Below are 23,119 nucleotides of genomic sequence, written 5' to 3'. Positions count from 1 at the left end.
GGTCATATTTCCACTTAAAAATTAATTATAGGTTAACGAATGGATTCAGTAGATATATTAAAAGTTTCAGCGACTATTATTGGTTCTGTTGGAAGTGCTGGTGTTATCATTTTTGGGTTGTCATCTTGGCTAGGTAAAGTATGGGCTAATAGATTGATGAACAATGAAAAATTCAAACATCAACAAGAGCTCCTTGAAATGTCAGAAGCTATAAAAAATAAAAACAACATTGAGTTAGAAAAATTAAAAGCAAAAATTGAGTCTAATTCTCATATTGAAAAATTAGATAAAACACATGAGCACGAAGAAAGAAAAAAAATCAAAGAAGTCATATCAAAAAATAAGGTAAGTATCATTGATGCTGCTGAAGCTTTAAACCACAGAATGTGGAACTTCAATTATAATTATTCAGAGGAGTGGCATGTAAAGAGTGGTAAAGACATTGATGCTCAATACTACCTTTATTCTTTCACTTACAGATTGTTGGTATTCTTTTCATGGTGTAACGCTCTAGAAAAAGAAATGGTCTATTTAGATTCAACGATAGCAGATGAAAAAGATCTAGACTTCGTTAAGTTTTTAAAAATATTCCCACAATTAATGTGCGATGCATCTTTATTTGATGGTTTGGATTATGACTACAGTAACGATACAGACCATTTTTTCAGAAATAACTTTCAATCTTCTTTAAATCAGATGAATACGAAGGACGGAGTAATATCATTTGATGAGTTTAAAAGTGGAATAGAAAAAAAGGAAATTGATGTTGATAAAATAATAGCTTTTTTATCAGGGATAAATCCAAATGAAGAAAGGCTTCGTTGGTTTCGCTTAGAGGCAATGCATTACGTTCTATTGATGTTCATCAATACGTTTGGTTATGATTTTCAATACACCAAATCAACCAAGTTCCGAAAATTACTCGCCAAGAATAAAGCCAATTTAACACTGCCTAATTTAAATAGAATGATATCTAGCTTCAAGTTACAAAACAGTAAAGAAGTTGAGGTGATTCTTGCTGAACTAAATGCCTAACAAATAAGGATATGTGTCGCGAAGCCGACACCTATCCGAAGTGTTGGACAAGCCCAAGCCACCTTATATAAGTAAATATTGGAAATAGCATGAAGGGGGATGCCAAAAAGAAGTCGAGCGTTATCCTTGGTGTGAACCAATAATATTAATACCCTGATTTATAATAAAATTCTCTTTGCTTCTGAAGCGTTAACTCGATGACGCTATTTCTGATTACGACCACACAGCAACCCATAATCACGTACTCGTCGAAATCCTTTTGGTAACACATAGTACAAACCAAATATTTTTAGTGTTCGATGACGAAAAGTTAACAATGCATGAAATAGATTATGGTGAAATGAGAGTGGTTGGCTTAACGGTATTTGATTGACTGTTTAGATAACTAGCTTGTTGCTGGCTATTATTAAATAATGGCAATGCGGGTGTAAAATTAAATCAAAAGCGAATGAATCGCGGCTTACAGAATAAGGATATTGTTATACATGCCAATAAATAAAGTGATAGGTGCAAGTGTTATCTTTATCACTATTCTGACAGGGTGTTCCTCACTGCCTAAACAAGCAGAGCATCTTGATGCGCCACTAACACCGAAATTAACCAGTGCGTTATCGACATTAAACGATCGCCACAATCCATTTATAACGCCACAAACACCAAGCGCAGTTCTGGTGCAAAATACGGGCTGGGATGCATTGGCTCAACGTCTAGCTTTGGTTGAAGCTGCCGAACATACGATAGATATTCAATACTATATTTGGAATTCAGATAGCTCTGGTCGTTATTTAGCGAGTCGTCTAGTAGCAGCCGCTGATCGTGGTGTTTATGTTCGTGTGTTGCTTGATGATATTAACCTAAACGATCGTGAAGCACTGCTAACAAAACTCGATGCACACCCTAATATCGATATCCGCATTTTTAATCCGATCCCAACCCGTAATGCAGGCAAATGGATAAGCTTTGTAGGGGACTTTTCACGTTTAAATCGTCGTATGCATAATAAATCTTTCACTGTTGATGGTGCTTTTACTGTTGTTGGTGGACGTAATATTGGTGATGAGTATTTTGACCTTTCCCATGAACTGAACTTGCGTGATCGTGATGTATTAGCAAGTGGAAAAGTTGTCGCGGATGTTCAACGCAGCTTTAATGATTATTGGAATAGTGAATGGGCATATTCAGTTGATTTATTAAGGGATAAAGCTAAGCCACTACCACAGTTAATGCTTAACACTATTCCTGTACCTGAATATAAAAACTATCCGGCATTGCCTCAAAGCCCAAATGCAGCCATGACGTACTTATCAACGCTGTTAAAGAAAATGATAGGAGCCAAAGCCACATATATTTCAGATAAGCCTATTCCAGATGATGTTGATAATAGTGATCAGCCAAAAGCAACGGCGCAGTATTTATCTACACTGGCGAAAAATACAAAAAATGACATCATTATTGAATCGGCATATTTAGTCTTTGATGATAAACAACTAGCAGGTTTACAGCAGCTCACGCAAAAGGGCGTGGAGATCAAAGCACTGACAAACTCAATGGCATCAAATGATCTTGTGACGAATCATTCTGGTTATGCTGGTAGACGGCAAGAGATGCTTGAAAGTGGCATGGATTTATATGAATTAAAGCCTGACGCTAAGTTATGCAAGATTGTTATTCAAGATAACGACAAATGTGCACCGAATGCGGTATACGGTTTACACGCTAAATCAGCGGTATTTGACCATCAAATAGCGACGATTGGCTCATTTAACTTCAATTTACGTTCTACCTATCTTAATACTGAGTCGCTATTGGTGATAGAAAACCCTAAGATTGCCACAGAGCTGGCTACGACCTTAGAGGGCGCAATGCAAGACACTAACAGTTGGCATTTAAGTCTGGATGATGGCGATGTGTATTGGCATTCGGGTAACGAAATATGGGACAGTGAACCGAACACTAAACAATGGGATCGTATGAAATCAGAATTATTACAGTTATTGCCAATAGAGAAGTATTTGTAAGCACTAATTTTAATAAGAGATTGCAAAGTCAGCCTCTGAGGCTGGCTTTTTGTTTTTAATGCAATAGTTGCTCTTTTTTCTATTGTTTCACGGTTGGTTTCGAAGTTTATTTGTTACTCACTTCAGTATTAATAACATATTTATTAGTATCTGCTATGGGTTAATTATATAAAGGAGCATTTATGAAGGTTATTATTGTCACCGATATTTTTGGTTTATGTGAAACCACAGATAAGATGGCCTCATTTATTGCTCAACATACTGACAGTGTAAAAATCGTTGACCCTTACCAAGGTGTTCGCTTTGAGTTTTCTAGTGAAAAAGCTGCGTATGAGCAATTTATTAAAGCTTGTGGGCATGATGATTACTTATCTTTAGTTTGTGAGTCAGTATTAAAAGATAAGCCTGATGTACTGATAGGTTTTAGCGCAGGCGCAAATGCTGCTTGGCGAATATCCGAATTAGTCGCATCTGATTGTAAAAGTATTCTTTGCTTTTATCCTTCACAAATACGTCATCACGTGGATATTGAGCCGAAAGTACCAACAGCGGTTATTTTTCCGAAAAAAGAAGCCTCTTTTGACGTTTTAACTATGAATACAGTACTTCTTCATCGAGTAAATGTAACGACTCAAATCATGCCTTATAAACACGGCTTTATGAATTGTTTATCTGATGCTTATGATAAACAAGGTGAGACGATGGGGTTAGAGTATATTTTGAATGAAATTAGGTGATCTCATCGGCAGATAATAGGATGTACTTTGTATCTCAACGGATAGCCAACTAGTTTGTTTTTAAACTTGGCGCGATCTCTAGTATTGAATACTTAATATGAAGGTGACTATTTTGGGTAAACAATTTTCTGAATTATCAGATAAACATGTAGAGTTTATCGAAAAGCAAAAAATCTATTTTGTTGGTACTGCCGCTGATAGCGGTAATGTGAATTTGTCACCTAAAGGTGGTGATTCATTGAGAGTCATCAATTCAAAGCAAATAGCGTGGTTAAATTTAACAGGTAGCGGTAATGAGTCTGCATCGCATGTTATTAAAAACGCACGAATGACACTCATGTTCTGTGCATTTGAAGGAGCTCCGCTCATTTTTCGAGTATATGGGAAGGCAAAAGTCTTACATACTAAAGATGAGGAATGGGGTCAGTTTGTGCAGCTATTTCCAGAAAGTGTCGCTTCTAGACAAATATTTATCTTAGATATTGATTTTGTTCAGTCGTCTTGTGGCATGTCGGTTCCGTATTTTAGCTATGAGGGGGATCGTGATGACTTGGCGAATTGGTCAAAAAAGCAAGGTGTCGAAGGAATAGAGCAATACTGGCTCAAAAAGAATCAAAAAAGTATCGATGGCTTTGAAACTGAAATAGCGAAAAGATCTGGCTTGGACGTAGAGTAATGAATTAAGCGGTTATTTCGCGCCTAATACTTCATCATACTACTCACGATATAACGTATTCATGGCCTGTTACGCTAGTATTTTGCTAGAAAACGCTCATAATCTTGCAAAACAACATTTAAAGAAGAAATTATCTATGACTGACTTTCAATATTACTTTCAGAAACTGCCATGTTTTAACTGTAAAAAAAATACAGTTAGCATTGATCTTGGTTGGTTAACCGCAGCGATGAAAGAAGATGTTATTGCACAAGCGTCTGCGATTATTGCGCAAGATAACGTTGAGCCTGAAGTGTCGGTGAACGTAACTTGTACAAAAGATGAAGCTCGTGATTATTTATTGCTTAATTTCTACGGTTATTCTGAAGAAGAGTTAGCGCATCAAGTTAAAGCTGAAGATGAACAAGAAGTAGCAGAAGAAATTGCTGAGCTTTTTGCTGATGGTGACGATGTAGGTGTATTTGAACACGAAATCGTACTGCTAAGTTGCACTGATTGCGGTATTGACGATTAGTTTAATTCAGCGTTGTAAGTATAAGGCAATGCTTTTGATAGCGTAATGCCAATGAAAAAGTCCGCAATTAACTTATTACTAGCGCCTAGTAGTAAAAGATTGCGGACTTTTTGTTATGTTTTTTAAGGTTGTTATTTGTCGACGTTTAACGCAATGGCGTTTTCAGTTGCAAATGCGGTTGCCACGTTACCTCCCGCAAGCGCTACATTGGTCGCTGTTAGCAATACATTGGTAGTCCCTGCTTCTGCCACGGCGAAATCGTAATTACCTTCACCCACGTTAAGTACAGCAGAGTCTTTGAAATTCACATTTTGTAATACCGCAGTATCGGCTGAGAATCCTGTACCGGTAGGGGCTGCGTGAATATCCACTGTGCCAGCTATTGGATTAGCATGAACGACTCTTAGTTTTGCATATGTCGCAACACTTCTTAAATCATCTTCAATGATAACAGGTTCTATAGATTGAGCGGCAAATTGTCCGACGGCAAAAATGGTTGTTTCAGAGCCTGCTGCAAAAGGGGTGCCTGGAGCTTTAATGGCTTCAGGTGTTGTTGATCCAGAAGGAGTAACCGTTAAATCGTAAGTGTTCGGCGCTAAATCAAGGCTTTTAATTGTTTCATAGCTTATCGAATCAAGTCCAGACACAACATTGCCACTGGCTCTTATATCGACATCACCTAAATCAGCGACGGCATGACCAACACGCACCGTTGAGTTTTCGCCAGTGTTTCTCAGTACATTAACGGTTGATCCGTCTGCAACAAGAAGATTGACAGGAGAAACGGCACCACCGCTTACATTGGGTACTGCTGTGACCATTAAGTCGCTACCACCATCTAATGCGATGTTGCCACTGTCATATACTACATCGGCATCAGTACTGTTACCTGCTAACGTGATCCTTATTCGGTATTCACCAGCGGGAAGTGTAACGGGGAGATTTGCATCGTCTTCTTTAAAGGTGAGATCGGAAACCGCAATTGTATCTGCACTGATACTAGGATCGGTCGTTACGTGAATATCAACACCACCAACGTTGGGGTGTCCATGTAACACATCGACGCGAATAGATTGGTCATCAGGGGCTTCATTAGACCGAGAAAGAATCACAGGCTCTATAGCATTCACATTATTTACAGCAAAGACGTCATACTGCATATCTGGTGCAAGGTTTACTGCGTTTGCTGTGATCACATCAGCGGTCGCATCGTTTGCAAGAAGTCCACGCACAATCAGATCATGACTGCCTGAATTAACAGTAAGTAATGGGCTACCTTGCTGATAATCAACGTTAGATAAGCCACTAACTACATCACCATCCATTAAAATAGAAACAAGCGGAGCATCCGCACTTGCATGCGTGACCCTTAACTGTGAAGTAGGCATTTCAGCTTGTTTTGTCTCATTTTCATCATGCGAATCGCTGTCACAACCGTTTAAGATTAATGCCGCAGTTGTAAGTAATGTAAGTGTTGTTTTTTTCATATAAAACCTCTTCCTTGCTTGATTAAGGAAAAATTTCTACGGCAATATGAATATATTGGTTCACAAGCAAAAAATCGTCACTGTGCATCATTTGTCTTATTGTGAGGAATATCACTCAATAGCTATGAATTATTACTTTTTTCATATTAGAAACCTTGGATAAGTTGTTGTGAAAATTAAAAATAGATAAATATGCTTACGCTCTGTTTGTTATCATTTCTATTACATTGATCTAACTTGTTTGTATATGAAACTCATTTTTAAAAGCAACAAATTTATAAAATAGGTGATTTATTAATAAGGAAGTTAAATATTACTCTTATGAAGCGTTTTATTGCTCGCCTGTTAATTTAAATGTTCTGTATTTTATTATGGAGAGAGTCATTTATCAGGATGATTTATTGATGTGGGATTGTTACATTTATACTTTTATTTCATTAAAAATAACAATGCTTTATCACATGTTATTCTTAATTTATGTTTGTGCTTTTAAATTATTTATTAACAAATAATAAGAATAAAAATATATTATCATAATGTTGATTTATTGTTACGTTATAACATTAATAATGGGTAATGTTTGTTATTCATCCATTATTTTTAAGTAACCATATTAGTATGTGAATTTTATTGTTTTTTTTAAATAATGTCTAATTTTCTTTATTTAAATGTACAATTTTCATTTATATGCCTACACTATAAAAACATTAATAAAATGTTACGTAAATTCAAAATTACAAATAAATAAAATCTAATTTCACCGACTATTCATTGATTAATTAATAATAAGTGAAAAACTGAATTTTTATTGAATAAACAGTTATTTTCATATTATTACCATAAGTTTGAGATTGCTTCTATTAAAGATGTTGACATAAGATTATTATTGATATGCAACTTGTTTTTATTCGCAAATATAGTATTTTCTAGGTGAGAGTTATATTAGTTCATAAATTAAAAGGATTATTATGAATAACTTGAAAATATATGGACCGATGATTTTATACTCATCTTTAATTTTATTTTTTCCTACTGCATTTGCTGATACCAATAATGTTTCTAATAATTGGTATGTAGGACTAGATATCGGCAAAGGAAGTTATACCAACGCTGGAGATGAACATGCTTTATCTGTTGATCAAGATCATTGGGCGTTTGGCACGCATGTTGGTTATCAATTTAATCGGTATTTATCAACTGAAGTTGCGTACCAATACTTTGGTGAGGGAAATGCATCATATCCATTAGGAAATATTAAAGGTAACTTTCAACAATTAGTTTTAAAAGGAATTATTGGCAATTATTTAAATGATTTCTACCCATTTTTGAGTGCAGGTGTTGCTGCATGGTCAGGTAAAAGTAAAGGTTTAAGAGAAGGTACTGCTACAGGTTTTTCACCCGTATATGGCGCAGGTATTCGCTATTATATAAATTCACGATTGAATATTAAGTTGGAATATCAACGTACGGAATCAATGGGAAATAATGATATAGGGCATACCGATCATCAATTAGTTTCTATGGGCGTAAGTTGGGTATTTTAAAAGTACAAGGAAGAGCGTACTATGAAAAAGTCGTGTATACCTTTAGTTATATTATTAACAGCGTGTGGTGGCGAAGATGATGGTTTTCTCGATCAGGAAAAACCTTCGAACAATGGCAACGATACTTCTGAGTTTTTACCACCAATTACTAAAGATTATGAAATTATTACCTTTAATCAAAAAGCGATAACACTAAATCTTAATAATTTATTTTCAGACCTTGATACAGAACAGAAGCATTTAATTGTTAGCATTGGAAAAAACTTTCAAATTAAAAGCCCTAGTACATATGAATTATCGAATCATAACTTAACTTATATTCCTAATGGATTTATTGGTGAGCAGGTTATACCTTACAATGTTTTTGATGGTACATCGTCGACGATAGGCCATATCAAAATAACTAATGAGCCTTCTTCTGGCTCACCAATTACACCTGATATTATTGAAGTTCATACGCGAGATCTCATTATTTATATGGCGTCGTCTGCAACTCAATCATTTAGTCTTGGAAGTAAAGGTACTGTTATTGATTCATTATCAGGGGGATCGCTAGGTCGTATATCTACAAATGGGAATCAAATTACCTATACACCCAATATTAATGCTGATGGTGAAGACATACTTTCTTATGTTACGACAGATAGTAACGGTAAGGTTGTATCAGGTACCATTTCCATTAATGTAATTAACGATAAACCTGAACCTTTGGTGCCAATTACAAAAGACTATTTTGTTTCTATGGTTACTGGAACCGAGAAAATAATCTCATTGAATTCTGGCCCATCTAATATTTCAATAGACACAATTTATGGTGAAAAATTAGGTACAATTAGCTTTTCTGGTAGTCGTTTTACCTATAAATCTATCGCCGGAAAATCAGGTGAAGATATTATATTTTACACAATGACGAATAATGATACGGGCCAGACATTCAAAGGAAAGGTTGTTATCGATCTCTCTTTACCTGCTCCCGTCACGAAAGATATTATTCTGTATGTTGATGCGGGTGAATCAAAAACATTTTCTTTGGGTGATGGTTCATCCATCAATAAGATCCAAGAAATTACTAACGAAAAGTTAGGCTCAGTTTCAATTAACGGAAGTGAATTTACCTATAATCCGTCTGAAAATAAGTACGGGCAAGATATTTTATCTTATACCATGGCTGATCCAAATAACCCGAATAAAAAACAAACAGGCAATATAATTGTTAATGTTGTACCACCTGAAAAGCCAACATTAACATATATAGGTCTTGATTTAGGTGGGGCGAGTTATGAACCTGGTGCCGAACTAACTTCTTCTTTATATTGTGAAAGGCATTGCGATAGTTATGAATATCAATGGATCATTAATGGAAAAGTGGTCGGGACTGATGAATCTTATACATTACAACCAGAAGATATAAATCACGCAGTTAAATTAGAGGTTGTTGGTGTTGATGAGTATGGACAAAAATCTAGTTCTGAGTATTCAATTTACTCTATAGCCACTGTCAATCAGATCCATAGCAATCATTATTCATTCATAGCGTCTAAAAGCCCTTCTTTAGATCCTTTTATTTCTTCATCAGATTTTATTGGTTGGGGAGCTGAAACATTAGGCGCTAAAGACCAATATATGCCAAGACCAGGAGCCGAATACAAACTCGTTGCAACGCAAATGGCTTATGTTTATGTACCTGAATACGATGCTGATGGTTGGGTGAAAGCTCCTGTCAATGCATGGGGAGATATTCGGCATGGTGGCGAGATGGGGATATATGATCCAAATTTCGGTACTAATAAACTTTATTATATTAAAGATTGTGTCGCATCACGTTTTGCATTTGCTTGTGTAACGGGTTTAGATTTTTATGATGACACTGGTGAGATACCATTTGGTAAAGTTTATACATGGTATGACCCTAATCATGACGGAAGCTATACCAAAGTCGTTGAAGAAGAGGTCCCTGAAGGTATTGACGTAATTTTTTCTGCTGAAAATGCTTTCGCTGCACTAAAAGGTGACGACCTTGTGTCTTGGGATGTTAGTGCAAACCCGACAGTATTAAAACTTAATGATGTTGTGAAAGTTTATGATTCAGGAAAGCAGGACTCAATTTGGAAAAGACGTCCTGGTTTTACCGCAGTGACTTCAACGGGGAGAATCTTCACTTGGTCAGGTGGAGAGACGTCAGCGAATGAGATTACTTTTAGTTCCGCAACTGGTACGCCTCTTAACGGTGATGATATTGTATCTGTTCATACAACCGACTCTGCATATGCTGCAGTAATGAAAGATGGCTCGGTGCAGGTATGGGGTAATACAGATGGGGGGGCGGATATTAATGGGCTCGAGCATCATTTATCTTCTGGTGTTGTTGATATTTTCTCCACGTCATCTGCTTTTGCAGCCTTAAAACAAGATGGAAGCGTTATTGTTTGGGGTGATGAAAGCTGCGGCGGCAAAAATAATACAGGTGTAAACTTAACTGATATTAAAGCAATCTCTAGTACAACAGATGCATTTGCCGCAATTAAAAATGATGGTTCAGTCGTCACTTGGGGAGATGTATCTGCAGGTGGTGACTCAAGTAGTGTGAGTTCTGAATTGATTTCAGGTGTTAAAGATATTGTGGGTAATAGGGAAGCATTTGCCGCTATTAAAAGTGACGGTTCTGTCGTGGTATGGGGATATAATCATGGCGGCGGTTTAATTACATCAACTGATGGTGTAACTGAACCTACAGAAAATGCTAATTTAGTTTCACGCTTAAAGTCTGGCGTAATTCATATTCAAGCAACATTATTTGCTTTTGCTGCACTAAAAGATAATGGAGAAGTCGTAAGCTGGGGACGAGATTATTTTGGTGGTGATACGAGTACTGTTGATTCAGAATTTATGCCAGATCCTAATTCGTTTTCACTTAGAGAAACATCTATTTTTGAGTCATATTGAAATTAGTATACCTATGATAATGCCCATTAATGTAGCTAGTTCATCTATAAATAAGCCGTTTTATTTTCCATATTAAATATTAATTAATGGTCAAAATATTATATTTAAGTGTGATTTTAGTAAATCGTGAATATTAGATGATTGTTTTTACGTATGTATTAACTAAATATAATGAGTGTCGGAGGTATATATATTAAAAATCACATATTAACCTAACGCTATTGATTGCATTGTTATTTACATTGTTGCAGAAATATTGAGGTTGATATCATATTACAATGATGAATTATTCATTAAAGGTATGTTTGGTTGATTTATGATAGCTGGTTGTTATAATAAAGACCTATAAAAAATATGGTTTTTAATTATTCACTTTAAAAGGTAACTGATCTGATGTTAATTAATCGCTCTGGTGTTAATTAATCGCTCTGGTGTTAATTAATCGCTCTGGTGTTAATTAATCGCTCTGGTGTTAATTAATCGCTCTGGTGTTAATTAATCGCTCTGGTGTTAATTAATCGCTCTGCTGTTAATTAATCGCTCTGCTGTTAATTAATCGCTCTGGTGTTAATTAATCGCTCTAGTGTTAATTAATCGCTCTGGTGTTAATTAATCGCTCTGGTGTTAATTAATCGCTCTGGTGTTAATTAATTGCTCTTATGTTAATTGATCGCTTTTATTTTAATTAAACACGCTGGTGTTAACTAATTTATTTTGTTGGAAATAAATTTAATGTGAAAAATGAAATATTTAAAGGTAATACTTTAAATGCATTTTTGAACAACGAATATTGATAAGGATATAATATGAAAATGGATAAAAAGACTACATTAGCTTCTACTATCTTACTATCTACTGCTTTTTTTTCAGTATCAGCTTTGGCAAATCAAGGTGATGTTATATTTCAAGGAGAAGTAACGAAAGCAACATGTAATTTTGTTATTCAAGACAGTGATGGTACAACGAATGCTTCTAACGTTGTGAATTTAAAGACAGCTACTGTTGATGAAGTAGAAGCTGGTAATGCCGAAGAAGTCGTTTTTGATATTGTTTCAGCAAAAAAAAATGATGGTTCTGATTGTTTCACTGCAGCTCATGATGTGACAGTTCTTTGGGTACCTGTTAATGGATGGGATGCTGATAATAACTTGGCTAATTTGGCGCCAAATGCATCAAAAGCACAAAAAGTTGCAGTAAGATTAATGAAAGGAGACGATGGCACTCAAATTACATCAACTGATTCACGTGTTCATTTTGAGAAAATAGCTCCAGGTACTGATGCTATTCACACACCTACAAGATATCAATTTAAAGCACAAATGGTAAAATCTTCTGATGATGCGAGTACAGAACCAGCAGTAACAGCTGGTAACGTAAAATCGCAAGCTAAATTTGTTGTCGGCTATCGTTAATAAATTGGAGAAGTACTTTATAAGTGCTTCTCAATTACTCTTATTAATAGTAATTATATTATTAATAACTTATATGTGAACATTACAGTAAGCATAATATCACAAGAACTCTATTAATTATTAGAGACCAATGATTACAAATTAAGATGGATTTAATTCGTGGTTGAAATGCGATGGAGATACGCATGCATATAAAAAATGTGATTACTATTTTAGCTGTTATGAACTCTTCTTTGTGCTTGGCACAAACTGAGTTTGATACTTCATTTATGAATGGTGGCAAAAATGTAAGATCAGATTTTTTAGACTATTCAAGTAGCAATGTTCCTGGAAAATATTTGGTTGATTTTTATCTAAATAATAAAAATTATGGTCGTCATGTTTTAGTGATAAAAGATGATGATAAAGAATCTATTTGTTTGCCATTAACTTTATTAGAAACGTTAGATCTACCTATTAATTATGAGAAAATGATCGACGCTTTCAATCCAACAGATCATTGCTATAATTTAGAAAAAATACCGAAAGCTTCAGCTATATTTGATTTTTCTACGCAATCTTTATCGCTTCAATTACCACAACTTATTTTATTAGAAGATAATGAGTATAGCTGGGACTATGGTGCTAATGGTTTTATTCTAAATTACAATGCAAATGCAAGTCATCACTATTATCGGGATCATGGTAAAGATACATCTTCAGCATTTGTGAATTTTGATTTACAGATGAACTATGATCGCTGGGTATTTACAACACAGGCGAGTGGTACTAATAAAACAGGTATAAGATCTTCAGAATATCTTGTGTCAACAGCGATAAAACCAATAAAAAGTGCTTTCTCTATTGGTAAAACATATACCCGATCATCTGTACTCAATGATTTTAGTTTTGTCGGCTTAACATTATACTCTGATAGCTCAATGGAACCTCATAAAACGAGAGGTTATGCACCGATTATCGAAGGATTTGCTGATTCCAGCTCAACAATTACCATTAAGCAAGGTAAATATATATTACTTTCTCGTGATATCCCTGCAGGTCATTACTCTTTTAGTAATATTAACCCTATTGGAAGTAAAGATATTGTTGTGGAGGTAGAAAGTGACACTGGAAAAATTACTAAAAAAATATATCCAATGTCAACGTTACCAAATCTGCTTGCTGAAGGTGACTACGATTATAATATAGCAACGGGACGCAAAGGTGATTTTGATAACTATATTAAAAATCCATTTATATTTGCTTCTTTAGATCGTGGGTTTAGGTATGCAACGTTAAATACAGCTGTGGTTTTACATGATAAGTACCAAAGCTTAGGTATAGGAGCTGGAGTTCCTTTAAGCTATTTCGGTGCAATTTCTTTTAATGTCAATGGCTCTAGAAGCGAATATAACAAAACGGATAAAAGTCAAAAAAGAAGTCTAGAAGGGATCAACACAAGTTTACGTTATGTGAAAGATATTACAGAACGTACACATGTTCAATTTGTAGCGTATGAATACCACAGTACTGGTTATGTTGATTTTAATGGCTTTGATCCTGATTCTTTTGATGAGTATGGCAGTGAGTCATTAAGAAATCGATTTGAAACAATTCTTACGCATAGTTTTGATCATTCATATCTATCTGCTTCTGGCTGGTACAGTAATTATCGAGGGATAATCGCTAGCGAATATGGTGGCAACGTATCATTCTCAACAGCATTTGAGAATGGTGTGACTGCAAGTATTAGTGGTTCAATAACATCGTCTGAATCTCTTGGTGAGGACTATTCAACGACTCTAAGTTTAAGTATTCCATTATCTTATAAAGAACGAGATATATTCACTAATTCATCAGTGACTTATTCTAAAACATCTGGGACTACCGTTAGTACCAATACGTCATTCAACAGCAGTGATAATATTTCTCATTCTGTAAGTGCAAGTGCTTCGAAGTCTGAACGTTCTGCGTCATTTAGTACAAATGCCAACTTGAATCCTGTTGCTATCGGTTTTAATGCTTCAACGAGTAATAACTCAACGTCTGTTGGCGGATCTATCTCGGGCTCAGTTGCTGCTGCAGAAGGGGCTGGTATTGCTTATTCAAGCCGTCGCTCGCAAACTATAGCAATTGTGAATACAAAAGGGATAGATAAAGCTAAAGTTAACGGTCGTAAAGCTGATAACTTTGGAAACATTATTATTCCGCTTTCAACTTATACACAGAATCGTATTAATTTAAATAGTAAAGATATATCTCATGATATTGAGTTAAATAAAACGTCATATAATGTAATTCCGACTGATAAAGCAATAATTGTTCGTAAATTTGATTATAAGAAAGTGCAAAGATACTTACTTCGTGTGTTTGATAAGAATGGAACTGAATTACCATTAGGTTCACAGGTAACAACGGACGATAATGTTTATGTTGGTTTTATTGCAACACAAGGGGTGTTAATGGCAACGCTTGACTCACCTTCACATTACCTACATATCAAAACAAATACTCAAACTTGTAAAGTGGACATTTCGAAAATTAAGCCAGATCTTAATGAAGTTAAAGATATATATTGCCAATAATGTTGAGGTTTTAATGAAAAATTACTTAATATCATTTTGTTTAGTAAGTTGTATGCTACTTTCTAGCAGTGTATATGCTGGGCTTAAAATGAACAAAACGCGTTATATTTATAATGAAGGACAAGGTGATATTACCGTAAAAATTGTCAATGATAGTGATGTTAACTATGGCGGCCAAGTATGGATAGATAATCTGAATGAAATAAATACGGATAGTGTTAATTTTATTGTGCTTCCTTCAATGTTTAAAATAGTAAAAAATGGTCGACAAATTATAAGATTAAAAAAGATTGGAAATAATATAAGAAAGGATCAAGAGTCACTCTTTTTTATTAATGTTCTTGAAATGCCACCTCGGCCAAAAGATACTCCTGATAGCTTTATGCAAATAGCGCTTCAAACAAAAGTGAAGTTGATATACAGACCAACATCATTACAAAAGACTCGTTTGGAAGCAGAAAAAGAAATAAAAATAGAAAAAGTGAATCATGGTTATAAGATAATTAACCCAACATCATATTATTTTGCTATTAGTAAAGTAATAGTGGATGGTAAATTGATTAATTTTAATAAATCCGTTGATAAAAAATTAGGATTATTTTCTCCAAAAAGTTCAATAGATCTATCTGGGATAAAGGTTAAATCTAGTTCAAAAATTACAATTTATGCACTCGATGATTTTGGCAGTAGTAGAGAATACATTATCAATGGGTAATTACTAAGACTTATTAAATGGTATTTATATGAGTGTGAATAAAATTGCTTTTGCAGTATTACTTTTATCATCTAATTACGTAATGGCACATATAGCTGAAGTAACTGTAAATATTAGCGGTAATATTATTAGTCCAGGTTGTACTGTTAATAGTAATAATGATGAAACCGTTGATTTTGAAACTGTTGATACGGGGCAGGTAATAACGGGTATTATAACAGAAACAGTGCCAGTTGTGATTCATTGCGCTAGGCCTGAAATTATTGACGGCATTAATATCAAATATGACCCTATTGATACATTAGGAAGTTCTGATGGAATACTTTCTACGAGTAAAGATGAACTTGGTATAAAACTCTTAGTTGAAGGCAGTAACTTGGTATTTGATCAAAACTACCCTGTTCCTATCGGTAATGAAACAGAATTTATCCATGATGTTACTGCTACACTGATTTACACGGGTAACGGTAATTATACAGATTTAAATGCAGGGGAGTTTACAAGCAAGTTAAGAATTACTTTAACTTATTATTAATCGTATTTTACTTAGGTTGATTCATGACATTCAAATATATTTTACATATTGGGCTATTTATACTTTTTTACAGTAGCAATTCGTTTGCTGCATTACAATTAAACGCAACAAGATATATTGTTAATGAAGGCGATAAAAGCGTTGAAATTAAGATAGAGAATATAGCAGATAAAACATACGCTGCTCAAATATGGATAGAGAACGAAAATAAAAAAGATAAAAACGTTAACTTTATCCCTATGCCTAACTTTTTTAAATTTAACAAAGGTGAAACACAAGTTGTTAGACTGCTAAATACACATAAATCGTCATCTCTTAATAATGAATCTCTGTACTGGCTCAATTTACAAGAAATACCACCTGTTGATAAGTCTAAAAAAAGTAGAATAACACTAGCTTTAAAAACAAGAGTAAAACTAATTTATAGACCTAAAGTTCTTTTAGGTAAAAGGGCTAATGCTGAGAAATTATTATCAATTGTTAAATCTAATGGAAATATAAAAATTACGAATCCAACACCTTTTTATCTAGCAGTAGTTAACGTTAAATTTAATGGTAAAGAAATAAAACTAAACAATGAGATGAAACAGCAGTTAGGTGTTTTTCCACCTGAAAGTTCAGTATTTATTAAAAACAATTATGTAGCAACAATCTCAAAATTTGAATTTGACGCTATTAATGATTACGGAACAGTCAGTCATTTTCAAGGGAAATTAGGATATTAAATACTAATTAAACGTTTTAATTATAGAATACATATTAGGCTATCAGAATGATTAAAATTAAAGGAATCATGTTGTTCCTAATTGTTACCAGTACTTTTAATGTATATGCTAATGATATTGATGTTTTTGTTAATCCAGGTAGAGACGTTGTAGTTCCAGTTGTGCTAGATGGAATTACTTTAAATAATCAATTAGTTAACAGTGAGTTCTTTTGGGCTCATGAACGAGTCGGTACTAGTGACGAATACTCACGATCTGAAACTAGAGGTAATATAACTCTTAGTATGGTAGGAACTGCATCAACATTTCGCTTGTTATTTAATGGTGGTGGAACAAATTGGAATTGTAACCTTGGCGGTAATCCACTTCCTGGTGCGTTTCCTGGCCATAATTTAGCGGGTAATATATTGCATAGATTTTGTGGAGGAGGAAGTCAACGTTTGGGGTTTCACCTCAGAAATCGGGTTTTGCGCAATAATTGGAGAGTTAACCTTCGAACTAGAGTAAATCAGGTACGTATAGTTGTACCCGCTAATGCTACCACTCAACAAGAAAGATTTTCTATTTTCCATCGAGTGCAAAGAAATAATGCTGATAGACCTATTAATGTCGGCACTGCTGATAGAATCACTGTACATATTATACAAAATACCTGTACGTTTGGAGCTAATAACGCTGATATAGATATTAATGTTGGCGATATTACACCCGGTATCGATGGACCGAGAACTCCAGTGGACCTTGATTTAACCTGTATTTCTGAAAATAATGAAGTTGGAACCGCTGTTAATGCTGGCTTATCGAATACGGAAAATACAATGTTGGCAAATTATCGTATTGAAGAGAATATAGCGAGTAATTTTAATGACAAGGCTGTAAATGTGTTCTTATTTAGACCGAATAATGTTCGTGTTAATTTAGGTCAAGTATATGATGATATATTTGAATTAAACAACTTGGAATATCAAGTTATACCAAGTCCAATTGATGAATTTGATCCTCATGATAACACGGCTGCTCAGTTTGGTGCTTTTACTCGATCATATAATGTAATAATTGATTATTTTTAATCATGATATTGGTTTTAAAAAGGCTTAAGCTATATTTTAATAGCTTAAGCCTTTTTTTATCAATAAGTAAAGTATTCATCTTTATAGTTATTTTAATGATAAAGATAGTCTGTTTCCTTTTTGGAATTGAATGGTATCTTGTTATTCTCTATATTAGTTTTTTATTACAATATAAACTGTGGTTGTTGTATATCGAGATTGTTAAATTATCTTATATTTTTAATATTAGAATATTTTAATAAAATTTAATCTTTAAAACGCTATATTTATATTGGTATTAATTAATGAATAAAAGGATTCTGTGTTTATCTTTAATTTCTTCTTTTTCACAGGCTAATGAGCAACATATTTATGTAAATCCGGGACGTACTGTTATTGTTGATGTCAATCTTGATGGTTATAACGGTGAGTTTGATACTGGTAAGAATCATGTTTGGAATGGCCTATCTTTAGCTAGAGAGCATAACTAGGTGTGCCAACATATAAATTTAAAGATATCCAAGCAACAATTGTGAATACATATAACCGTATGAGAATTAAGCGAAAGGGGTAGAGTTGGGGAAATATAAATAATTGTGATTATGATTGGTCTAATAGGGGAGATCCTGTGCCAACCTGGTTTCCAAGAGGTTACAATTCAACTCCTCAACCTAAAAATAGTGATTATGATACAAAAAAATGTCGAAACAATGTTCGAGCTGGTTTTAGTTTTAAAACAGGTAATGGAAGGCTTGATGGTTATAAAGCAAGTTACGATATTAAATTAACCAAGATTCAATTTGAAGTTCCCATCAGTCCTGTAAGTACAATTTATAGTATTCCGATACATACCAAAAGAACGACAAATAATAATACCTCAATAATTGATACAGATTATATACAGTTACATATTGTTCAAAATACATGTGGATTTGTTGATAGTGAATTGAATAATGATGTTGGTGATATGACTCCCGGTGAGACTTCAAGTATGCGAGATCTAGATGCTGCTCTACAGTGTACACATAGTGATATTAGTACTGGACAAGCAGGAATTTCTCCTGAACCGAATACGATGTATGCGACATATACAATGACGCCAAATGAAGTATTTGATGAAATTAACCGTGATGCAGTTGATGTTCATTTTTATCGTAATGGGTTTGATCCAATTCAGTTTGGTCATATATATAATGATAATTTATATGAGCTTAATCATTTAAAGTATCAAATAATAGTAAAGCCGATTAAGGATTTTAATCCCCGTAATGATACCGGACCTCAGTTTGGACGGTTTTTAAGATCATATACAATAACAATAAATTATTATTAAAGTTATTATTTATCGAATTATTACTTATTTATTATTAGTCTGTGCAATAATTTATATGTTCGTTTTAAGTTAACAAAGCCAGCAATAAATGCTGGCTTTGCTGTTAACCTGATGTGTTAAGTTAAGCGTTTAAGCAAGTAACAACATCTTCTGTAAAGTAGGGTTCTTGGTATCCCCAGAACATGTATTTTACTTTTAGGAAGTGCTGACTAAATGAGTGCAGCATCGGTGCGATGTTGTTTCGTTTTTCAACTACTGCAGTTGTGTTTGTTTGCCCTATGTAATTACCGTCTTGAATGGCAATCCCTAAAGGGACGGAATACTTATTTTCATGCATCATAGCTAAAGCATGGTTTAATTGTCCTCGACGCTTAACCATGAGATCAGGTGCACCTAATCCCACACCCATTTTTTCGCCATATCGATAAATACTTTTCAGGTAACCTTTGTCTTCCCAAGGAAGCCATTCACCGTTAACAAAGTTGGCATATTGCATGGTTGTTGAGGAAGGAAACGTCTGTTTCAAGGTCAGCATGTTTGCTTTGATACCTGTTATATAGTCTTTTTCATTAAAGCTTGGATCGGTTTTTACTGATACACCAATAGCGGTTTTTTGTAAGTTTATCCCTTCCATTTTTCGTCAAACTGGCGTCCTAATGCTTGCACTAATAGTGAGAAGGTATTTAGGTACGGCTTTATTTTCAGAATAGAAGATTGCATCTTGAAGTTGAATAAACAGTTTTTTACCGTGCTTTTTTAGGTATTCATAATCATCAAAAATGATAGAGAAATCTTAAACGTCTTTTTGAGGTTCTAAGTCAGACCATGAATACATGATTTGTGCGCCTACAAAACGAGGTTTGTTGAGTAAAGGATGAGATTTAATGGCTTGTCTGTCTTTAGCAAAATAGACGAAATGTTTCATGTTATCACTAGCAATAGGGCAGCTTGCGCTTAAGTGTTTTTCATATTCATCTTTATAGCGATCTGTTGGGTTACCCCATGCCGCATGGTGTTAATACTGAAACAAAGTGTGAAGAGAAATGGAAATATTGGCATAGTAGTTAGCGGTATATAGAACAAAAGCTAGCATGTTATATGCTAGCTTTTGTCGTTAGTTTTTCGTTGTTATAACGGTATGTTTAGAGTTTAAAGCGACTGATTTCTTGTTGTAGTTCATGAGATAAATTTGATAACTCAGCTGCCTGTTTGGCGGCTTCATTGGCTTCTACAGCAAGTTCATTAGAAACATCACGAATTCCCTCTGTATTACGGGTGATCTCAGATGTTACGGAAGATTGCTCTTCAGCGGCGGAAGCAATTTGTGTTGCCATATCATTGATCGTGGTTACGGCAGTCGTAATTTGTGACAAGCTTACTGCTGCTGCATTGGCATCATCAACACTGGTTTCAGAGAGATGACGACTATCCTCCATGATATTCACAGCTTGACCTGTGGTTTTTTGTAGGGTCTCTATCATTTGTTGAATTTCTTGAGTTGATGCATGCGTCCGTTGGCTAAGTACACGTACCTCATCTGCAACAACAGCAAACCCTCGACCTTGCTCACCAGCTCGGGCTGCTTCAATCGCGGCATTTAATGCCAATAAGTTGGTTTGTTCAGCAATCCCTTGAATTGTAGATAGGATAGTTGTAATGCTTTGAGCATGGTGATTTAGCTCACTGATCACAGATGTTGCCGTATCCACTTCTTGCGCTAATGTGCTGATGGATTGTTGGCTTTGGTTGACCTGTGTTGCACCGTGATTAGAAGCGGTTACCGTTTGCTCTGATGTTCTTGCTGTGTTTTCTGCGTTGGCAGCAATCTCTTGTGTGGCGGCTGCCATTTCATTGATTGCTGTTGCGACCATATTAATTTCATCTTGCTGATGCTGAATACGAGTGCTGCGCTCTTCGGCTTGTGAAGCGGTTATATGAGATTGATGATTAAGTGATTCTGAAACATGACGTAATCGAGTCACCATTTGGTGCATGTTACCGACAAACTGGTTGAAATTTAGTGCAAGCTTACCGACTTCGTCTTGGCTTCTTGGTTCTAAACGTTGCGTTAAATCACCTTCACCATTTGCAATTTCAGCCAGTGCTTTAGATACACGGTTAAGATCGCGAAGAAGATAGTTTACTAACCACGCTACCGCCATAACCACGATCAAAGTGATCACAATAGCAGTGATGATTAACTCTGTTAATAGTGAATAGTAGCTGGCTTCTTCTGTGGATTTATCCATTTCAAGACCAAATATCCAATCACTATTTGGTATATTTGCAAAGTAAAATAGCTTATCTACCCCTTTGATTGAGATCTGCTCTAAGCGGTTTGTATTGGCACTTTGTTCAATGTTACCCATGTTTAACTGATTGCTATAATTAGCAATCGGTTTCAATAACAGTGACTTATCAGAATGAGCAAGGAAAGTTCCATTCTTTTTATCGATTAACATAGCATGAGCATTATCACCAACGTTCAAACTGATCACATCGTTAATGAGTTGATCAATTAATACGTCGGCACCGATAACACCAGCGAGTGCACCGTTATGTCGAATAGGCTCGGCAATCGTCACTAAAAGGGCGTTAGTAATAGCGTCTTGATAAGCGGTGGTGATCACTTGTTTGTTGCTGTTTACGGCGTCACCGTACCAAGGGCGAGTACGAGGATCGTAATCAGCACGGTTACGTTCTGGGTGTGAACGAAGCATTTGTCCTGCAACGGTACCGTAGTAGATATCGTCAAAACCGCCTGCATCACGTGCTTGTTGAAGGAAAGGCACAAGATCTGCTTTTTGATAGGGTTCTTTGACTGAGGAGGTAATACTGCGACGGATATTAATCCAATCTTCAATACCGCTGGTAGCTGTGGTTGCTACGCTTTGTACGCGATCTAAGATATTTTCATTTGTTTGTTGTTGTAAATTACTGGCAGCAAGCCAAGTTAATACTGTTGCCATAAGGACAACAGCAGACAAGCTCGCGCTGATCAGCTTTTGTTTCAGTGATAGTTGCATTGTTGTCTCAGAAAATGAGGTGTTAGAAAGTGCGGCGAGTGTAAATAGTGTTTTATATATATGCACGTAAATAAATACAAAAATTAGAGGTATCACTTAAAAGAATTAAAATTGTCATTTTTATGACTGTGTGTAGTCTGATTGATGGCGTTTTATTCTAAATGTTAGGCTTGTATTGATTTTAATTTTTTTGGGAATAATTGTTTTTTGTACTTAGTACAAGAACTAAAACTCTAGCGTATATTAATAAAGAGTAGCGGCTGAATATAGTCAACCGTGATGTTAAGTTATGGATGTCGTATTGGGCTCATTCCACTGATTTATCAAAAGATAAATAACCTAATAGAAAAGAAAGATCGTGATTGAGCATAGTGTTAAACATTTAGCTTAGCTGACGTCTATTAATCAATTGAACAGCTATTACAACGGGATTTTCCGGTTAATAAATAGGAAATATGATAACGGTTTCTGGCAAAAAATAAGTATGCTTTATCGGCAACGATACGTATCACAGGAAGCCTGAGTATTTTTAACCATTTCTTTTTACCAACCAGGTTCCATGCTTTATAAGTGACATCAAGACCAAGTAAAAGCTGTTGTTCTGCGCCTATTTGAGATGAGAGTAAACCGTGTAAAACAGTGCTGGCTTTCTCTTTTGATATATCAGGAAAGCGTTGGATAAAATCAGGCGCAAGAATATCTTCAAATTGTAATTTTTGATGTTTATTAAGTTGTCGAAGTTGTTTCATTTCAGCGACGCAAAGTGGGCAACTTCCATCATAAAAGATGATCATCTTTTCCATTTT

General features: G+C 35.0%; 20 protein-coding genes. 15 read left to right on the top strand and 5 right to left on the bottom strand.

Annotation, left to right across the window (positions count from 1 at the left end):
- The first annotated feature begins 39 nt into the window (after positions 1–39).
- The 5 genes from C9J38_RS08515 (at position 40) to C9J38_RS08495 (ending at position 4,980) form a co-directional block, all read left to right on the top strand.
- Positions 40–1,035, top strand: coding sequence for a hypothetical protein (locus C9J38_RS08515; RefSeq protein WP_107206697.1), 996 nt, complete (start codon positions 40–42; stop codon positions 1,033–1,035).
- A gap of 485 nt (positions 1,036–1,520) precedes the next feature.
- Positions 1,521–3,053 carry a phospholipase D family protein gene (locus tag C9J38_RS08510; protein WP_107206696.1) on the top strand — a complete coding sequence of 511 codons (1,533 nt, stop codon included), beginning with the start codon at positions 1,521–1,523 and terminating at the stop codon, positions 3,051–3,053.
- A gap of 182 nt (positions 3,054–3,235) precedes the next feature.
- The gene (locus C9J38_RS08505; RefSeq protein WP_107206695.1) at positions 3,236–3,790 is read left to right on the top strand and encodes a dienelactone hydrolase family protein; all 555 of its coding nucleotides are present in this window, start codon (positions 3,236–3,238) and stop codon (positions 3,788–3,790) included.
- A 112-nt stretch (positions 3,791–3,902) separates the two neighbouring features.
- Positions 3,903–4,466 carry a pyridoxamine 5'-phosphate oxidase family protein gene (locus C9J38_RS08500; RefSeq protein WP_369918800.1) on the top strand — a complete coding sequence of 188 codons (564 nt, stop codon included), beginning with the start codon at positions 3,903–3,905 and terminating at the stop codon, positions 4,464–4,466.
- A 136-nt stretch (positions 4,467–4,602) separates the two neighbouring features.
- Positions 4,603–4,980: a hypothetical protein gene (locus C9J38_RS08495; RefSeq protein ID WP_107206693.1), complete on the top strand. Its 378-nt coding sequence runs from the start codon at positions 4,603–4,605 to the stop codon at positions 4,978–4,980.
- 131 nt (positions 4,981–5,111) lie between these two features.
- Here the strand turns inward: C9J38_RS08495 and C9J38_RS08490 are convergent, their stop codons facing one another.
- Complete coding sequence (locus C9J38_RS08490; RefSeq protein ID WP_107206692.1) at positions 5,112–6,467, bottom strand: DUF4397 domain-containing protein; 1,356 nt, start codon at positions 6,465–6,467, stop codon at positions 5,112–5,114.
- A gap of 968 nt (positions 6,468–7,435) precedes the next feature.
- On the opposite strand from C9J38_RS08490, the gene C9J38_RS08485 reads away from it, so the two are divergent.
- The 10 genes from C9J38_RS08485 to C9J38_RS08440 all read left to right on the top strand — a co-directional run bounded on the left by C9J38_RS08485 (position 7,436) and on the right by C9J38_RS08440 (position 19,287).
- Positions 7,436–8,011: an outer membrane beta-barrel protein gene (locus C9J38_RS08485; RefSeq protein WP_107206691.1), complete on the top strand. Its 576-nt coding sequence runs from the start codon at positions 7,436–7,438 to the stop codon at positions 8,009–8,011.
- A gap of 21 nt (positions 8,012–8,032) precedes the next feature.
- Complete coding sequence (locus tag C9J38_RS08480; protein ID WP_107206690.1) at positions 8,033–10,954, top strand: Ig-like domain-containing protein; 2,922 nt, start codon at positions 8,033–8,035, stop codon at positions 10,952–10,954.
- Positions 10,955–11,760: 806 nt separating this feature from the next.
- Complete coding sequence (locus C9J38_RS08475; RefSeq protein WP_107206689.1) at positions 11,761–12,366, top strand: fimbrial protein; 606 nt, start codon at positions 11,761–11,763, stop codon at positions 12,364–12,366.
- Between the two features lie 185 nt (positions 12,367–12,551).
- Entirely contained in the window at positions 12,552–14,930 is a 2,379-nt protein-coding gene (locus C9J38_RS08470; protein WP_158259501.1) for a fimbria/pilus outer membrane usher protein, read from the top strand.
- Positions 14,931–14,943: 13 nt separating this feature from the next.
- Positions 14,944–15,645 carry a fimbria/pilus periplasmic chaperone gene (locus C9J38_RS08465; RefSeq protein ID WP_158259500.1) on the top strand — a complete coding sequence of 234 codons (702 nt, stop codon included), beginning with the start codon at positions 14,944–14,946 and terminating at the stop codon, positions 15,643–15,645.
- Between the two features lie 28 nt (positions 15,646–15,673).
- The gene (locus tag C9J38_RS08460; RefSeq protein WP_107206686.1) at positions 15,674–16,180 is read left to right on the top strand and encodes a fimbrial protein; all 507 of its coding nucleotides are present in this window, start codon (positions 15,674–15,676) and stop codon (positions 16,178–16,180) included.
- Positions 16,181–16,203: 23 nt separating this feature from the next.
- Positions 16,204–16,905, top strand: a complete 702-nt coding sequence (locus C9J38_RS08455; protein WP_107206685.1) for a fimbria/pilus periplasmic chaperone — start codon at positions 16,204–16,206, stop codon at positions 16,903–16,905.
- A gap of 47 nt (positions 16,906–16,952) precedes the next feature.
- Entirely contained in the window at positions 16,953–17,975 is a 1,023-nt protein-coding gene (locus C9J38_RS08450) for a hypothetical protein (protein ID WP_107206684.1), read from the top strand.
- Between the two features lie 284 nt (positions 17,976–18,259).
- The gene (locus C9J38_RS08445) at positions 18,260–18,445 is read left to right on the top strand and encodes a hypothetical protein (RefSeq protein ID WP_107206683.1); all 186 of its coding nucleotides are present in this window, start codon (positions 18,260–18,262) and stop codon (positions 18,443–18,445) included.
- A gap of 137 nt (positions 18,446–18,582) precedes the next feature.
- Positions 18,583–19,287 carry a hypothetical protein gene (locus C9J38_RS08440; protein ID WP_107206682.1) on the top strand — a complete coding sequence of 235 codons (705 nt, stop codon included), beginning with the start codon at positions 18,583–18,585 and terminating at the stop codon, positions 19,285–19,287.
- A 121-nt stretch (positions 19,288–19,408) separates the two neighbouring features.
- Here C9J38_RS08440 and C9J38_RS21995 read toward each other — a convergent pair whose 3' ends face one another.
- From C9J38_RS21995 to C9J38_RS08425, 4 genes are all read right to left on the bottom strand, one after another.
- Positions 19,409–19,921, bottom strand: coding sequence for a hypothetical protein (locus C9J38_RS21995; RefSeq protein WP_233217813.1), 513 nt, complete (start codon positions 19,919–19,921; stop codon positions 19,409–19,411).
- 159 nt (positions 19,922–20,080) lie between these two features.
- On the bottom strand, positions 20,081–20,212 hold the full coding sequence (locus C9J38_RS22115) for a hypothetical protein (protein ID WP_255418312.1): 132 nt from the start codon (positions 20,210–20,212) through the stop codon (positions 20,081–20,083).
- Between the two features lie 217 nt (positions 20,213–20,429).
- On the bottom strand, positions 20,430–22,313 hold the full coding sequence (locus tag C9J38_RS08430; RefSeq protein WP_107206681.1) for a methyl-accepting chemotaxis protein: 1,884 nt from the start codon (positions 22,311–22,313) through the stop codon (positions 20,430–20,432).
- Positions 22,314–22,714: 401 nt separating this feature from the next.
- Positions 22,715–23,116, bottom strand: coding sequence for a thiol-disulfide oxidoreductase DCC family protein (locus C9J38_RS08425; RefSeq protein WP_107206680.1), 402 nt, complete (start codon positions 23,114–23,116; stop codon positions 22,715–22,717).
- Positions 23,117–23,119 lie beyond the last annotated feature (3 nt).

It is taken from the genome of Photobacterium sp. GB-210 (assembly GCF_003026075.1).
Classification (GTDB): domain Bacteria; phylum Pseudomonadota; class Gammaproteobacteria; order Enterobacterales; family Vibrionaceae; genus Photobacterium.
This window is presented reverse-complemented; position numbering and strand designations above follow the sequence as displayed.

Excerpts from the sequence above, each read along its gene's own strand:
- C9J38_RS08515 (WP_107206697.1), top strand. The coding sequence starts at position 40 with ATGGATTCAGTAGATATATTAAAAGTTTCAGCGACTATTATTGGTTCT.
- C9J38_RS08510 (WP_107206696.1), top strand. The coding sequence starts at position 1,521 with ATGCCAATAAATAAAGTGATAGGTGCAAGTGTTATCTTTATCACTATT.
- C9J38_RS08505 (WP_107206695.1), top strand. The coding sequence starts at position 3,236 with ATGAAGGTTATTATTGTCACCGATATTTTTGGTTTATGTGAAACCACA.
- C9J38_RS08495 (WP_107206693.1), top strand. The coding sequence starts at position 4,603 with ATGACTGACTTTCAATATTACTTTCAGAAACTGCCATGTTTTAACTGT.
- C9J38_RS08490 (WP_107206692.1), bottom strand. The coding sequence starts at position 6,467 with ATGAAAAAAACAACACTTACATTACTTACAACTGCGGCATTAATCTTA.
- C9J38_RS08485 (WP_107206691.1), top strand. The coding sequence starts at position 7,436 with ATGAATAACTTGAAAATATATGGACCGATGATTTTATACTCATCTTTA.
- C9J38_RS08480 (WP_107206690.1), top strand. The coding sequence starts at position 8,033 with ATGAAAAAGTCGTGTATACCTTTAGTTATATTATTAACAGCGTGTGGT.
- C9J38_RS08475 (WP_107206689.1), top strand. The coding sequence starts at position 11,761 with ATGAAAATGGATAAAAAGACTACATTAGCTTCTACTATCTTACTATCT.
- C9J38_RS08470 (WP_158259501.1), top strand. The coding sequence starts at position 12,552 with ATGCATATAAAAAATGTGATTACTATTTTAGCTGTTATGAACTCTTCT.
- C9J38_RS08465 (WP_158259500.1), top strand. The coding sequence starts at position 14,944 with ATGAAAAATTACTTAATATCATTTTGTTTAGTAAGTTGTATGCTACTT.
- C9J38_RS08460 (WP_107206686.1), top strand. The coding sequence starts at position 15,674 with ATGAGTGTGAATAAAATTGCTTTTGCAGTATTACTTTTATCATCTAAT.
- C9J38_RS08455 (WP_107206685.1), top strand. The coding sequence starts at position 16,204 with ATGACATTCAAATATATTTTACATATTGGGCTATTTATACTTTTTTAC.
- C9J38_RS08450 (WP_107206684.1), top strand. The coding sequence starts at position 16,953 with ATGATTAAAATTAAAGGAATCATGTTGTTCCTAATTGTTACCAGTACT.
- C9J38_RS08445 (WP_107206683.1), top strand. The coding sequence starts at position 18,260 with ATGAATAAAAGGATTCTGTGTTTATCTTTAATTTCTTCTTTTTCACAG.
- C9J38_RS21995 (WP_233217813.1), bottom strand. The coding sequence starts at position 19,921 with ATGGAAGGGATAAACTTACAAAAAACCGCTATTGGTGTATCAGTAAAA.
- C9J38_RS22115 (WP_255418312.1), bottom strand. The coding sequence starts at position 20,212 with ATGAAACATTTCGTCTATTTTGCTAAAGACAGACAAGCCATTAAATCT.
- C9J38_RS08430 (WP_107206681.1), bottom strand. The coding sequence starts at position 22,313 with ATGCAACTATCACTGAAACAAAAGCTGATCAGCGCGAGCTTGTCTGCT.
- C9J38_RS08425 (WP_107206680.1), bottom strand. The coding sequence starts at position 23,116 with ATGGAAAAGATGATCATCTTTTATGATGGAAGTTGCCCACTTTGCGTC.